This is a genomic window from Flavobacterium sp. AK-345 (assembly GCF_058310175.1).
In genome coordinates, this window is the sequence record NZ_JBZEER010000014.1 from 22,133 (window position 1) to 38,339 (window position 16,207).

The 16,207-nt window shown below is 33.2% G+C and carries 9 protein-coding genes; 4 read left to right on the plus strand and 5 right to left on the minus strand.

Annotation, left to right across the window (positions count from 1 at the left end; all coding sequences use genetic code 11):
• Window positions 1-193 precede the first annotated feature (193 nt).
• From AC4FQ3_RS19785 to AC4FQ3_RS19795, 3 genes are all read left to right on the plus strand, one after another.
• On the plus strand, window positions 194-5,296 hold the full coding sequence (locus AC4FQ3_RS19785) for a translocation/assembly module TamB domain-containing protein (protein WP_491183006.1): 5,103 nt from the start codon (window positions 194-196) through the stop codon (window positions 5,294-5,296).
• Entirely contained in the window at window positions 5,280-7,595 is a 2,316-nt protein-coding gene (gene tamL, locus AC4FQ3_RS19790; RefSeq protein ID WP_491183007.1) for a translocation and assembly module lipoprotein TamL, read from the plus strand. The genes AC4FQ3_RS19785 and tamL overlap by 17 nt, the downstream gene beginning before the upstream one ends.
• A 163-nt stretch (window positions 7,596-7,758) precedes the next feature.
• Window positions 7,759-8,388 (plus strand): DUF4230 domain-containing protein, encoded by a 630-nt coding sequence (locus AC4FQ3_RS19795; RefSeq protein WP_491183008.1) that lies wholly within the window; start codon window positions 7,759-7,761, stop codon window positions 8,386-8,388.
• A 216-nt stretch (window positions 8,389-8,604) separates the two neighbouring features.
• Here AC4FQ3_RS19795 and AC4FQ3_RS19800 read toward each other — a convergent pair whose 3' ends face one another.
• From AC4FQ3_RS19800 to AC4FQ3_RS19810, 3 genes are all read right to left on the minus strand, one after another.
• Entirely contained in the window at window positions 8,605-10,371 is a 1,767-nt protein-coding gene (locus tag AC4FQ3_RS19800; RefSeq protein ID WP_491183009.1) for an aromatic amino acid hydroxylase, read from the minus strand.
• Between the two features lie 129 nt (window positions 10,372-10,500).
• Window positions 10,501-10,944 (minus strand): hypothetical protein, encoded by a 444-nt coding sequence (locus AC4FQ3_RS19805; RefSeq protein WP_073397363.1) that lies wholly within the window; start codon window positions 10,942-10,944, stop codon window positions 10,501-10,503.
• Window positions 10,945-11,040: 96 nt separating this feature from the next.
• Window positions 11,041-11,436 (minus strand): group III truncated hemoglobin, encoded by a 396-nt coding sequence (locus tag AC4FQ3_RS19810; RefSeq protein WP_491183010.1) that lies wholly within the window; start codon window positions 11,434-11,436, stop codon window positions 11,041-11,043.
• 392 nt (window positions 11,437-11,828) lie between these two features.
• On the opposite strand from AC4FQ3_RS19810, the gene AC4FQ3_RS19815 reads away from it, so the two are divergent.
• Window positions 11,829-13,973, plus strand: coding sequence for an RICIN domain-containing protein (locus AC4FQ3_RS19815; RefSeq protein ID WP_491183011.1), 2,145 nt, complete (start codon window positions 11,829-11,831; stop codon window positions 13,971-13,973).
• An 83-nt stretch (window positions 13,974-14,056) separates the two neighbouring features.
• On the opposite strand, the gene ilvA is transcribed toward AC4FQ3_RS19815, so the two are convergent.
• Together ilvA and AC4FQ3_RS19825 are read right to left on the minus strand one after the other, a co-directional pair.
• On the minus strand, window positions 14,057-15,301 hold the full coding sequence (ilvA, locus tag AC4FQ3_RS19820; RefSeq protein ID WP_491183012.1) for a threonine ammonia-lyase IlvA: 1,245 nt from the start codon (window positions 15,299-15,301) through the stop codon (window positions 14,057-14,059).
• 358 nt (window positions 15,302-15,659) lie between these two features.
• Window positions 15,660-16,199: a DUF4136 domain-containing protein gene (locus AC4FQ3_RS19825; RefSeq protein WP_491183013.1), complete on the minus strand. Its 540-nt coding sequence runs from the start codon at window positions 16,197-16,199 to the stop codon at window positions 15,660-15,662.
• Window positions 16,200-16,207: the final 8 nt, after the last annotated feature.

Genomic DNA, 16,207 nt, shown 5'->3' on the forward strand with positions numbered 1-16,207 from the left:
GAGAAATACTTTGTGTCTTCAAGTCTTCGTGGCAAATCTTAAAGTAAGAAATTAACTATTTGTTCGTATAATTTTAGAATAATTGTGCATAATTATGTAAATTGTTAAGAATTAAAATTTCCATTTTTGTATACTGTAGAAATACAGTTTTATAAATAATGCAACCTTAATCTTAATTGTGTTTTACTGACGTATGAATAAGAAACCCATTCATTTTCTTAAAAAAGCACTACGTGTACTACTTTGGTGCGTGGGTTCTATAGTTGCACTTTTACTTCTTCTTACTATTTTAATCCAAATCCCATCAATTCAGAATTACGCTAAAGATAAAGCCATAACGTATCTGCATAATAAAATAAAAACCAAAGTTTCGTTAGACCGAATTTTAATCAAATTTCCTAAAGATGTAGTTCTGGAAGGGTTTTATTTTGAAGATCAAAAAAAGAAAGTTCTGCTTGCCGGAAAACGTTTAGAAGTTGATGTCGATTTATTTAAGCTGATAAGCAGCGAATTAGAAATCAATTCAGTTTCATTAGAAAACACAACCGCCAATATTTCAAGAGATAAAAACGGTGTTTTCAACTTCGATTATATCATAAAAGCATTCGAATCAAAAGAGCCAAAAGTAGAAGATCCGGATAGTAAACCTTTCAAAATATCAGTTGTAAAAGTAAATCTGGATAATATCAATTTTAATTTTAAAGATGATTACGCCAAAAATGATGTAAAAGTAAAACTGACACATTTTGATACTAAATTCAACAAATTTGAATTGGATGAAATGAATTTTGATATCCCGAATATTAATTTAAACGGATTAAAATTGGTTTTAGATCAGGATGCCGTGGAGAAAATTGCCGAAGTTTCTGTTGAAACTGTAGACACAATTTCAAAAAGAAAAGATTTCAAATTAAAATTGGATAAAATCAGTTTGTCTAAAATTGATGTTTCTTATGATAATAAAGATTCAAAATTAGATTCTGGAATTAAGTTGGGAAATTTAGATTTAACGGTTAACGAAATTGATTTAAATAAGCAGCTTTTAGATTTTGATTCTTTCGAATTAAAAAACTTAAAAGGAAATCTTCGATTAGGCATAAAAGACAAACAAATAAAAGCACCAAGTTTGGATTCAACTTCTATTAAACAAACAGGATGGAAGGTGAAACTGAATGATGTTGACATACAAAATATTGTTTTCAAATTTGATGATATGCAATCAAAGCCAACTCAAAAAGGAATTGATTACAGCCATTTAGATTTGAGTAAATTTAATCTGAAAGGAGAAAAACTTTATTATGGAAACGGTGTAATTTCCGGAAATATAAAATCGCTTGCCGCAAATGAAAAAAGTGGATTGGAAATTCAGTCTCTAAAAACCAATTTCTTTTACGGACCAAAAAATGCGTCTTTAGAAAATTTATATGTAAGAACGCCTCAAACGCTTTTGCAGAATAAAATTAAAGTGAAATACACTTCGCTTGACGCATTAAAAAAAGATTTAGGAAACCTGACTTTAGATGCAAACTTAAATCAATCCAAAATTGGGTTTAAAGATATTTTGCTTTTTGCTCCAGATTTGCAAAAAACAAATCCGTTTAAAAGCAATCCAAATGCTATTTTGTATTTAAATACACGTTTGAGCGGAAAAATAAAAGACCTTGATATTCCACAATTTGAAATGAGCGGAATCGGTACTACAAAAGTTTCCCTTTCGGGGAAAATAAAAGGATTGCCAGATGCTCAAAAAGCCTATTATGATCTGAATATTAAAAAGTTATCAAGTACGTCAAAAGACGTATATTCGTTTATACCGGCAGGAACAATTCCGAAAAATATTCAATTGCCATCTCAATTTAATTTGCAGGGAAAATTTAAAGGTTCGGTTCAGAATTTCAAAACAAATCTGGCTTTAAACAGCAGTTTTGGAAATGCAAAAGTGGATGCATTATTCGATCAAAGAGTTAAAAAACAAGAGAAATACGATGCAACGGTTTATTTACTGGATTTTGATTTAGGCCGATTAATCAAAAATGATTCGATTGGAAAAATTACGCTTAAAGCGAAAGTAAAAGGCAAAGGTTTAGACCCAAAAACGGCTCAGGCAGAATTGGATGGTTTGGTTCAGAAAGCGGTATTTAATAAATATACATACAGGGATTTAGCTTTAAAAGGAAATATTAAAAACGGATCTTTTAATGTAAAATCAGGAATGAACGACCCGAATTTGAATTTTAATTTGGCGGCAAGCGGAAATACAAAAGAAAAATATCCATCGATTCAGTTAAAATTAAACCTGGATATTGCCGATCTTGAAAAACTAAATCTTCATGCCGGACCAATGAAATTGCGCGGAAATATTGACGCCGATATTGCCAATAGTAATCCGGATTTTTTAAACGGAAAAGTATTTCTGTCAAACGTTCAGATTTTGCAGGATGCAGAACCAATTGTATTGGATTCGATACGCGTAATTGCTTTTTCAGACGAAAGTCGAAATAATATCAAGATTTCATCTCAGTTTTTAAAAGCAGAAGTAGATGGAAAATACAAACTGACAACTTTAGCAGCAGCTGTAAAAAAATCACTTTCAAAATATCTTGATTTACAAAATCCGAAAGTAAACGGAGAATCTGATGAACAACGATTGGCTTTTACATTAACAGTAGATAACGATCCGCTGATTTTTAAATTAATTCCGAAATTAACGGGTTTAGAGCCAATTAAAATTACGGGAAAATACAATAACGCAACCGATTCATTAGAAATAAAAGGAACGATTCCGCGAATTGTTTACGCCAATAATACCATTGCCGACGGAAAAATAAATATCGAAGCCAAAGAAAATGCTTTAGAATATCAAATTTCTGTAGCAACAATAGAAAGCGGTTCGATGAAAATTCCGTTTACGAGTTTATCAGGTAAAGTCGAAAATAATATATTGACTTATGCGCTTGAAGTAAAAGATGCAAAAGAAAAACAACAGTATTATATCGCCGGAAATTTAAACCGTGATGATAGTAAAAATATCTTTAAAATTGATGCCGAAAATTTCGTTTTAAATTATGATAAATGGAATATCGATCCTGAAAACGCAGTTGAATTTGGAGGAAAACGCCTTTATATCAATAAATTTTATCTGGACAATGCCGGAAATGAATTAAAAATTCAATCGCAGGGAACTCAGGATAATGCGCCCTTGGAGGTAGATTTTGTAAACTTCAAAATCGAAACCGTTTTAAATATGGTAAAAAAAGACGAGTTGTTGATGCAGGGATTGATAAACGGTAATGCCGTTGTTGAAAACGTAATGACAACCCCAACTTTTACTTCGGACATTAAAATTACTGATTTTGCCTTTAAAACAGAACCTGTGGGCGATATTGAAATAAAAGTAGACAATAAAACCAATAATATACTGGCTGCAAATGTCAATTTAACCGGTCAGGATAATGACGTAAAACTTACCGGAAATTATACGATAAATGGTGGAAATTTGGATTTTAATGTGGATATCAATAAACTGAATATCAAAAGTATTCAGGGATTCACAATGGGAAATATTACCGAAGGGAAAGGCTATTTATCAGGAAATTTTAAAATTACCGGAAATTCGTCTGCACCTAAAATTGGCGGAGAATTAAACTTTAACGATACGGCTTTTAGAGTAACTCAGCTAAATTCATATTTCAAAACAGATCAGGAAAAAATTACTTTTTCAAATGATGTGATTTCGTTTGATAAGTTTACGCTTATTGATGAAAATGACAATGACTTATCAATAGACGGAACAATTCAATCGCCTGATTTTAGAAAATATAACTTTGGTTTAACCGTTGTTGCCAATGATTTTAGAGCGATTCACTCAAAAGCAGCAGACAATGATTTGTTTTACGGGGATTTATTTTTAGATACCAAATTAGATGTAAAAGGAACGCTTGAAAGCCCTGTTATTAACGGAAATATAAAGATTAACAAAGAGACAAAATTTTCTGTGGTTTTACCGCAATCAGACCCGTCAATAGCTGACAGGGAAGGAATTGTAGAATTTGTTGATGAAGATAATCTGTATCTGAAACAAACTGCCGAAATGCAGGAAAAACTCAATCAGTCTGAATTAAAAGGAATGGATGTAAGCGTTGATATTACGATCGATAAGGAAGCAGAACTTACTCTGGTGATTGATAAAGGAAATGGAGATTATTTAAATCTTAAAGGTGAAGCACAACTTACAGGCGGTATTGATCCATCTGGAAAAACAACTTTAACAGGGAAATATGAATTTACAGACGGAGCGTATGAAATGAATTTCAATATGATCCGTAGAAAATTTAATATTCAAAAAGGAAGTTCGATCATCTGGAATGGCGAACCAACGATGGCAACTTTAAATATTACGGCGATCTATAAAGTAGAAACCGCTCCAATTGATTTGCTTGGAAACCAATTAGGATCAGTTAGTTCAACAGTTAAAAACACCTACAAACAGAAAATTCCGTTTGAAACACATTTGAAAATGAAAGGGGAATTATTGAAACCAGAAATTAGTTTTGATATTATTCTGCCAGACGGGAATTATGATGTTTCATCTGATATTGTTTCAGCTTCTCAGGCAAAACTGGAACAGCTTCGACAAGAACCGGCAGAACTAAATAAACAGGTGTTTGCACTTTTATTATTGAACCGATTTATTGGTGAAAATCCATTTGCAAGCGAAAGCGGTGGAACAAGTGCCGAATCTTTGGCGAGACAAAGTGTGAGCAAAATTCTTTCGCAGCAATTAAATGATCTTGCCGGCGAATTAATTAAAGGTGTTCAATTAGAATTCGACCTTGAATCTACAGATGATTACACCACCGGAACCAGAGAAAACAGAACTGATTTGAACGTTGGAGTTTCTAAAAAGCTTTTGGATGACCGATTAAAAGTGACCGTAGGAAGCAGTTTTGGAGTTGAAGGCCAGGAACGCGCCAATGAAGAAAGTACCAATATTGCGGGAGATGTAGCATTAGATTATCAGCTTACAAAAGACGGACGATACATGGTTCGTGCGTATCGAAAAAATGAATATCAGGTTGCGGTAGAAGGGCAGGTTATAGAAACCGGAGTTGCTTTTATTATCACAATGAGTTACAATAAATTTCGCGAACTCTTTCATCGCTCTGCAGAAGAAAAGGAAATGATTAAAGAAGAGAAACTTCGTAAAGAAAAAAAGAAACAGAAGGAAAAAGAAGAAAAGGAAAAAGAACAGAATCAGGAGAATGACCAAATTGAAGGAAATGAGCAAAAAACATAGTCATATTAAATATATAAAATATTTGATGGTGCTGGCATCCTTGTTTTTTGTTTTTGGATGCAGCAACACAAAATATTTGCCGGAAGGTGATCTATTATACACAGGAGCTTCTGTTGAGGTTAAGGATTCTGTGATTAAAAAGAAACAAAGAAAAGAACTTGAAAAAGAGTTAGAAGATTTATTACGCCCTAAACCCAACAAACAATTTTTAGGATTAAGACCTAAATTGTGGATTTATAATATTGCCGGAGAACCTAAAAAAGACAAAGGAATACGATATTGGCTGCGAAATAAAGTGGGAGAAGAACCGGTACTTTTCAGCAAAGTCGATTTAGATTATAATGCATCAGTATTAAGAAATTATACCGAAAACCGCGGCTATTTTAAAACTCGTGTAAGTGCAGATTCTACAGCCAAAAATAAAAGAGCGACAGCAGAATATACTGTCATACCCAAAAAACAATATATCATTAAAAGCGTGACTTTTCCGGATGATTCCTTAAAAATGTCAAAAATAATTGGAAGATCAAGCCGAAGAAGTTTACTAAAAGTGGGAAGACCATATGATTTAGAAGTCATTAAATCTGAACGCGAACGTATCGATGCCAGACTGAAAGAAAAAGGATATTATTACTTTAATCCCGATTATATTTTGGCTCAGGTTGATAGCAGTAAAGGCGATCACGAGGTAAAAATTAAATTGGTAATAAAAGCCGATGCACCGCCAAAAGCGCTAACAGCATATAAAATTGGTAAAATTGTCGTGTATCCCAATTTTTCGATTTCAAAAGACAGTATAAAATACACTCAAAAAGACATTACCCAGTATAATGATTTTACAATAATTGATACGGCAAATACTTTCAATCCGAGGGTTTTTGACAGAACTATATATTTTAAAAAAGGGGATCTTTATAACAGAAAAGACCATAATTTAACCTTAAACCGATTTGTAAATCTGGGGACGTTTAATTTTGTAAAAAATGAATTCAGGCAATCGGATAGTTTACCAAACACATTGGATTCGTATTATTATTTAACACTTTTGCCGAAAAAATTTATTCGTGTTGAGGTTTTAGGAAAAACAAATTCAGCGAGTTATACCGGAACAGAAGTCAACGTAAACTGGAATAACAGGAACTTATTTCGAGGTGCGGAATTGCTTACGGTTTCTGTTTTTGGAGGTGCCGATTTTCAGCTTTCCGGTGCCAACAACGGAAAAAATATCTATAAACTCGGAGCAGAAACCAGTTTGACCTGGCCAAGATTTATTGTGCCTTTTAAGAAAATTGCCGGTTCAAGTGAATTTGTGCCAAGAACCAAAGCCACACTTCGATATGAATTTCAAAACAGAACACAGCTTTATGCACTGAATTCTTTTAATGCTTCTTTTGGTTATTTATGGAAAGAAAATATTAGGAAAGAACACCAATTGAATGTTTTGGATGTAACATATGTAAGTCCGAATAATGTAACAACTGAATATTTAGAAGATATCGCTGAGGATCCTGCGCTTGGAAAAGTAATCGAAAAGCAATTGATTTTTGGACCAACATATCAATATACGTACACCAATACGATGCAGAAGCGTAAAAAAAATACGTTCTATTTTAACGGAGAAATAGATCTGGCAGGAAACGTAACAGGTTTGGTAACCGGAGCCAATGTTAAAGAAGGCAATCAGAAGAATATATTTGATGTTCCGTTTAGTCAATATGTAAAAATTCGTGCTGATTTTAGACATTATTTAAAATTAAGTAAAGAAAGCGAACTGGCAAGCAGAATCATTGTTGGTCTGGGAATTCCGTATGGAAATTCGCTTGCATTACCAACCTCAAAACAATTTGTGGTTGGAGGAACAAATAGTATTCGTGCGTTTAGGGCTAGATCACTTGGACCAGGTAGCTATTTAAATGTGCCAACTGTAAATGATTATCTGCCGGATCAATCTGGAGATCTAAAATTAGAATTTAGTACCGAATATCGCGCGAAACTTTTTAGTATCGTGCGAGGCGCATTGTTCGTTGATGCCGGAAATATTTGGTTGATGAACGAAGACCCAAATAAACTCGGCGCTAAATTTTCTAAAGATTTCATGAAAGAAATTGCCGTTGGTGCCGGAGCTGGATTACGTTTTGATTTGTCGTTCCTGATTTTAAGAACCGATTTGGCATTTCCGTTAAGAAAACCGTATTTGCCTGAAAACGAAAGATGGGTAATAAAAGATATTGATTTTGGAAGCGGTCCGTGGAGAAAAGAAAACCTGATTTTGAATATTGCTATTGGTTATCCTTTTTAGTTTTGTTTGCCACGAATTACATTTTTAGCCACGAATTTCACGAATTGGCACAAATTATTTTTTAAAACAATTCTTTAAGCGTAAATTATAATTAGCGAAAATTAGTGCAATTCGTGGCAAACTTTAATTCACATTTTGTAAATTGGTCTAATAAATTAATAGAATGCAAAATTTAATAAAAAGGATTATAGTTTTAGGTTCGGTCGTGCTTTTGGTTGTTTTGGCTTTCAAATATTGTCAGTTCAAAAAAGACGACGATTCTACAATCGATTATAATACCAATCTTATTCAACAGCAAATTCTTAATGTTGGAAAGTTAGTTGTTACCGAAGGACATTTCTCAGAAGTGATCACCTATAAAAATCAACAGAAATATTTAATGGATATGGTTTCTTTTGAGAAGAAAGCATTAGTTGTTGTAAATGCAAATGTTACCGTTGCCTACGATTTGCATAAAATGAAATACGATATCGACGAAAAAAACAAAACCATTACGATTTTAAATATTCCCAAAGAAGAAATTACCATCAATCCCGATATTCAGTTTTATGATGTCGAACAAAGCAAACTAAATCCATTTACTGGCGACGATTACAATAAAATCAACAAATCGGTAAAAGCGAATCTGGCAAAGAAAATCGATAAATCTTCACTTAAAAGTAATGCCCAAAATAGGTTAATCAGCGAATTATCTAAGATATTGATTTTAACAAATTCTATGGGTTGGAAACTGCAATACAACGGAAAAACAATAGAATCTGATACGGATTTTAATGAAGATTTGAAGTTGTAGAGGAAGGTACAAAGGAGCAGAGTGGCAAAGGTTCAAAGGCTCTAGTAATGTAATTTAATCGTACTGTTTGTCATTTCGACGGAGGAGAAATCTCCGCAAGTAACTCCGTTCATGTTTTTGTCAATCTTTGTCGAGTTTCTCGCGGAGATTTCTCCTCCGTCGAAATGACAAGATTGTGAAAAAACTTTGCGCCTTACTGCCTTCGTGGCAAAAATTTTAGTGCCTTTGTGGCAAAGAACTATCAAAAATCAAATCCAATCCCCCCGCAATTAAATGCGCAACTTCAGGACGTTTTTCTTTTAGTTGATCCAAATAAACCAAGACTTCCTGCAAAAGTTGTTTTTCTTCAGAATCTTTCAAAAGTTCAGCAATTTCAACACAAAGCAGCCAATCATTAGCATGATGACTTTTTAATTTTTCAAAAACAGATTTCAGTTCAGATTTAGAATCTTTGTTTTCTCTAAGCATACGAACCGTTTGATATAAAACTTCTAAATCATCACGTTCGTCTGTATGTTTTGCTTTTATAGTTGTCGTTTTCGGAACATTATTAATAAGGTCAAAACTATTTACATCGGCTGGACCGGAAAAAGCAGAAACCACTTTTTTACCAATCGCCATATCATAATTTCCCCATTCTGGCTGAAACAAAATCGTTTCGCCATGCGTTACCGTACAATTTCTAAAACTGATTAAGATAATTTCTCCATGTAAATTTCTTGAACCGGTTATGATTTCTCCTTCAACAATAATATTGCCTTCAAATTCTAATTTTACAGTTTCGTTTTCTACTATAGAATACGCTTGTAAATCCTTCGGACTCATGTCTTCAATCGCTAAATTGAATCCTTTTAATTTTCCAATCGGACTTCCGAATCCTTCAGGATGCGTTAAAGTTCCGTGGCCAACTAATTCTTTTTCACGGTAAGATAAAGCAGTTTTTCCCGTAGTCTGAATGTAAACCGGTTTTCCTTCTTCTTCCAGAACATTGGTAAAAACACCCGAAATTTGTAAACCTGTACTTAATTCAATAGTTCCTAAAGCATTCGAGTGAATTAGTTTTTTAATTCCCGAAATTCCTCCGGTTCTTAAAGCCATTTTATTGGCAAATTCTTCGAGAATCAAACTCAAATAAGAGAAATTCGGAGTTACATAAAGTTGAGGTTGTAACTGTGTAATATTAAAATTTTGATTCGCAGCCGAAATATCATAAGGTATTTTCTTTACATTATCGGTCATGCACCAGGCACTTTCACCAATAGAAGAAAGTAATCCGGCGCCATATATTTTTGGATTTTCGACAGTTCCAATCAAACCATATTCTACTGTCCACCAATGAAGGTTTCTAATTTGAGCCATCTCAGATAATTCGCCCATATTATTTTGCAAATCGGCAACTGCTTTTTCGGCTTCATCTATTTTTTCCTGAGGCGTATCTTCGGCTTCTTTCAAAATAGAAAGCAAACGAATCGCTTCATACATTTGATAATCTTTGTGAGATGAAATGGCCTTGCATCCAATTTCACCAAAACGACGCAAATATTCTGCATATTCAGGATTTGCAATAATAGGAGCGTGGCCGGCACCTTCGTGAATAATATCCGGAGCTGGTGTATATTCTATATGTTCTAATTGACGAATATCTGAAGCGATAACCAAAACGTTGTAAGCCTGAAATTCCATAAAAGCATTTGGCGGAATAAAACCGTCTACAGCAACTGCAGCCCAGCCAATTTCGGTCAGGATTCTGTTCATGCCGTACATGCTTGGAATAGAATCAATTTCGATTCCGGTTTTTTTCAAACCATCCAAATAAGAATGATGCGCAACTTTTGATAAATAATCTACGTTTTTGCGCATTACATAGCGCCAAACAGCTTGATTTATTGGCGTATAATCGCTATAATCCTGTGGTTTGATGAATTGCTTTAAATGTTTTGGCAATCTTTCTAATAACGGATTTGTTTCTATAGATGCATTCATTTTCGAAAACGTTGTAGATTAAGAATGTAAAATTACGAATTTAGCTCGCTAATTTTTGCTGTTCATCACAATATTTTTATTCGAAAGCAACTTTTATTGCATTTTTATTGATTTTGAAGACAAATGATTTTAACAGTCATTATTTTCATAATTCACTTTCTCCAGTGTTTTTTCATATTTTTCGATTTCCTTTTTTGTCATCGAAGCTTCTTTTACATCAATTTTTAATTGTTTTTTTGTGTCGGGACTAATCCATAAACCAGTAAAAGTGTTTCCGGTTTTCTTTAAAATCATTACACCGCTAAAACCGTGTTCTACGAAAACGAATTGATTTTCGATTTTTACATTTTGTGTAATGTTTAACTGAATCCAGCTTCCTGATTTGTCATAACGATACATGGCGGTATACATGAGATCTGCCGTGCATGGGTTTTCTTCTGTTTTAATATAAAATGTTACGGGATTTTTTGCGTCGACAGTGCCTTTGTACAAATTAAAAATTGGGGCTGTTTGTGCATTTAGATGATTTAAAAAGGAAAAGCAGATTATAAAAAACAGAATTGTCTTTTTCATGATTAAAGATTGGATTTGTTTTGATTTGGTTTTTAATAGCAATTTTGCTGATCAAATTTATTTAATAAAAACGGTAATCCAAATCTAATTGGTAATTTACTTTTTTAACTCATTTTCGGCATTTCTGAAATACTCGATTTTGTGATTGAACATATAAGCCATATTTGCTGCTCTCATTTTGGCTTCTTCGGTAATTGGTCCTGAAAATTGAGAATCAATTGTAGTATTAAAAAGTTGAATCCAGCGGTCAAAATGTGTTTTGTTTACCGGTAATTGCTTGTGAGGCGGAAAAGGAGTTCCTGAATAAGCACGAACATCAAATAAAATTGTTTGCCAAAAACCATACATTTTTTGCAAATGTACAGGCCAGCGATCTTGTAATTTATCATTAAAAATGGGTCCCAAAAGTTCATCCCTTCTAATGTTATCATAAAAAGAATCGACCATTAATTTTATGTCTTCTATGTTTGAAATATCTTTAAGAGCTGCCATGTTTTTCTAAATAAGATGAAGTACAAAAATACGACATATCATCTTTTATACTTTCTGATATTTATCATTTGAGTGTTATTATTTTATCAGAATGGATCAAAATATACTTTCAGGCATTAGAAATAATAGATTTTTATGTTGATTTTATCATTTTATGATTTTTCAAACTCTTAAAGTAAGATTTTTACTCTTTTTCTTTTAGTTAAAACATTAAAAATCAATTATTTGTAAAAAATATAGATAGGTTTTTGTAAGGTTTGAATTTTAAAATGATGTGTATTTGTAATGTAGGAAAAATATCATTTTAATTAAATTTGTCTTAATATTGGGTTGAATTAATAAAATTAATCTTAAAAAACGAGAAAAATTTAATTATCTAAAACCTCAAAACTATGAACAAAATTACCCAAAAACCACAAAACCGAATGAAGTTTATTCTAATGTTTTGCATTATTATGACTTCACTAATTAGTAAGACGAATGCACAGACAGTTACCCCTTGGATAACCTCAGGCGACCAGACAAAATTATTACAGCAGCAAAGTACTGTAAATTTCGGTACAAACTCAGGATCAAATCCGTCAACGGTAACGGTTAATGCCGGAACAACCTATCAAACTATGGATGGTTTTGGTTACACACTTACTGAAGGAAGCTGCGAAGTGATTAGCGGAATGGCGGCCACACAACAAAATCAATTATTAAATGATTTATACAATCCCACTACAGGATTAAACGCAAGTGTAGTTCGTATTAGTATAGGAGCTTCAGATTTAAGCAGTTCTTCTTATAGTTATAATGAAACTTCTGGCGATGTAAATATGAATAACTTTAGTCTTAACGGACCGGATTTAACGTATTTAGTTCCCATTATAAAAAAGATAAAATTAATTAATCCGAATATTAAAATATTAGCAACTCCGTGGTCGGCTCCCCGTTGGATGAAAACTAATAATTCCTGGATTGGCGGAAGTTTGCAAACACAATATTATGCAGCGTATGCCAGATATTTTGTGAAATACTTTGATGCAATGCAGGCGCAGGGAATTTCAATTTGGGGAATCACACCTCAAAATGAACCTGAAAATCCGCATAACGAACCAAGTATGCTGATGAATTCTACAGAACAAAAGAATTTTATCAATAATCAACTTGGTCCGCAAATGGCAGCAGCTGGTTACGGAAACATAAAAATTATTGCTTTTGATCATAATTGCGATAATACAGCTTATCCTATTGATGTTTTAAATAACAGTGGTTATGTTGATGGCGCGGCATTTCACTTGTATTTAGGAAATATTTCAGCAATGTCAACAGTACGAAATGCAACCAATAAAAACGTATATTTTACAGAACAATATACAGGATCGGGAGGAAGTTTTAGCGGAGATTTTGGCTGGCACATGCAAAATGTAGTGATTGGAAGTACAAACAATTGGGCAAAAACAGTTTTGGAATGGAATGCAGCAAATAACCCAGCATTAGGGCCAAGAACTCCGAGCGGATGTTCTACTTGTTTAGGTGCAATTACGGTAAATAACAGTACAAGTTATACTAAAAATGTAGCGTATTATATTATTGGTCAAATTTCAAAATTTGTAAAACCGGGCGCTTTACGAATTAATTCTTCAAGTACAAACGGAAGTATTTTTTCTGCTGGATTTAAAAATCCTGATGGTTCGATTTCGCTTGTCGTGTATAATTCAAGCGGATCGGCAAATACAATCAAAGTGGTTTCGGGATCATCGGCATTTAATTATTCTGTACCTGCAACATCTGCTGTAACATTCAATTGGCCAGCAGGTAATCCTCCGGTTGAAAGTTTTCCGGGATATTACAATATTATTTCAAGAAACAGTAGCAAAGGTTTGGATGTTGCAGATAATGCCACAACAAGCGGAAGCCGTATTCAGCAATATGATATTACAAATGGCGGAGGAAATAATCAGCGTTGGAAATTCGTTTCTGATGGAAGTGGAAACTATTACATCATTGTAAAATCGACAGGAATGTATCTTGCGGTTGAAAATAATGGAACGGCAGATGGATTAAAAGTACAGCAAAAAACATTTTCTGCTTCTAACGAATTCAAATGGACAGTTACAAGTCTTGGAGGAGGTTATTATAAAATCATTAATTTAAATAGTGGAAAATCTCTTGATGTCGAAAATGTTTCTACTGCAAACGGGGCCAATATTCAGGTTTGGAGTTATACTGGCGGATTAAATCAACAATGGCAATTTGTTCAGGTTGAATCTACAGCTAAAAAAGCTGCTGCAGAAGAACTTAATTCTCAATCAGATCTTTCAATTTATATCAATTCAACCAATGATTATTTAAAAATAAATACACCAAATTCAGGTTCTGGTCAGGTTGAGATTTATTCGGTTACTGGTCAAAATCTTTTAAAAAGAACTGTTGATTTTGTAAATGGAAGTGAAGCTGAAATTGAAATTTCAAAATTACCAAAAGGACTTTACATTGTGAAAGTTACAGACAGTAAAGGTTCTTATTCTAAAAAAGTTGTAAAACAATAATTTTTAAATTTCTGGATTCAATTAGTAATTTTATATTGAGTTTAAAGGCTGTCTGATATTTATTTCAGGCAGCCTTTTGTTTTTTACCCAATTAATTGTGTAAACAAATCCTGATTGTCATTCAGATATTGAAACTCAAATCCGTTTTTAGTCATATTTAATTTAATATTCATAATGTCTTTTTTCTTTTTCAGTTCTAATCCAACAACTACAGAACCTACTTCGCGATTGTTTTTTTTATGAAATTGAAAATAAGTAATATCATCATCCGAACCTAAAATATTGTTTACAAATTCTTTCAATGCACCCGGACGTTGCGGAAACTGAATCATAAAATAGTGCATTAAACCTTCGTAAAGTAAAGACCGTTCTTTTATTTCGGCGGTTCTTTCAATATCGTTATTGCTTCCGCTAACAACGCAAACTACTTTTTTGCCTTTTATTTTATCCTTATAAAAATCTAAAGCAGCAATTGTCAATGCTCCTGCCGGTTCAACAACCATTGCTTCTTCATTATACAAACGCAAAATTGTCGTGCAGACTTTTCCTTCGGGAACCAAAATAATATCGTCTAAATTATTTCTGCAGATATCAAAAGTCATGTCGCCAACTTGTTTTACGGCAGCACCATCAACAAATTTATCTATTGTGGTTAAAGCGGTGTTTTTATTTTGATCGATAGAAGTTTTCATCGAAGGTGCACCTTTGGGTTCAACCCCAATAATTTTTGTATTCGGACTTAAATGTTTAAAAACTTCAGATAATCCAGACGCAAGTCCGCCACCGCCAATGGGCACAAAAACATAATCAATATGTTCTTTATAGCTATCTAAGATTTCTAACCCAACAGTTCCTTGCCCTGCAATAACTTTTAAATCATCAAAAGGATGAATGAAAGTTTTATGATTTTTAATAGCATCTGCCGTTGCCGAAGCGTAAGCATCATCAAAAGTATCTCCTGTAAGTACAATTTCAACAAACGATTTTCCGAATAATTGTACTTGTTTTACTTTTTGTTTCGGAGTGGTTTTTGGCATGTAAATTTTGCCTTTTATCTCCAGTAAATTACAGGAATAAGCAACGCCTTGTGCATGATTTCCGGCACTGGCACAAACAATTCCTGTTGCTTTTTCTGAATCTTTCAACGAAGAAATTTTGTTATAAGCACCCCGAATTTTATACGAACGAACAATTTGTAAATCTTCTCTTTTTAATAAAATAGTTGATTTAAATTCATCTGAAAGATTTAAATTTTGTGTGAGTGGAGTAGCGGCAACTACATTTTCGAGCTGTTTTTTTGCGTTGATTACTTCGTTAAATAATGTCATGTTGTTTATGTTTTTGCCACGAATTACACAAATTTTCACGAATTAATATTTTAGCTTCTGGTTAATAAAAATTCGTGCTAATTCGTGAAATTCGTGGCTATTTTAAAATCATTAAATAAAAAAAACCTCCCGATTGGGAGGTTTCATAAATTGTATTTGTTTACTTTTTTATATAACACCTCGCCATCATTGCTGAATTGCAATAATGCTGATAATAGCGATAATAATGTTACTAAAGTTTGTCATTTTTGTTGTTGTCTGAATAACAAATGTATTAATTATTTTTTAAAATACTCAATCTCTGTTTTTAGTTTTTGCGAAAACTGATCAACTGTGACTGAAAACCGTATTTGAAAAATTACTTTTTAACAGGTGGATATTGAGCCAAAACCTTGCTTACAATTTCTTGTATTCTGGCATCTTTTTTATCAATGTTTTTAGTTAAGGTTCCAATACCTTCACCTTGCCAGATCATTTCTTTCTTTTTGGCATCGATTAAATCAATAAATAAAGTTCCTTCTGTAGAGGTTGAAACTGTAGTTTGGTTTCCTCCATACATCATATATGGATTCCAACCCCAGCCCCAGCCGTAACCCCAGCCCGCGCTAAACTGGTTTACATTTACTTGCTCTCTTGATTTAGTAAAAATATTTACTAATAAATCAGGATTTTCGCTTTTGGTAAAACCTTTTGCCTGCATTTCAGTCTCTATTGCGTGAAGAATTCGTCTTTTATCCAAATCAGAAATTTCAACCTTGTCAATTCCCGGCTTAAAAAAAGCATACGTTTTATAAGGCGCAAAATCTACGTTTTTGTCGTAATCAGAATAAACACTAACAGTGCTGCAGGAGGCTAATATTAAAAGCAAAAAAACGGGTACTAATTTGAATGTTTTCATATTTATAA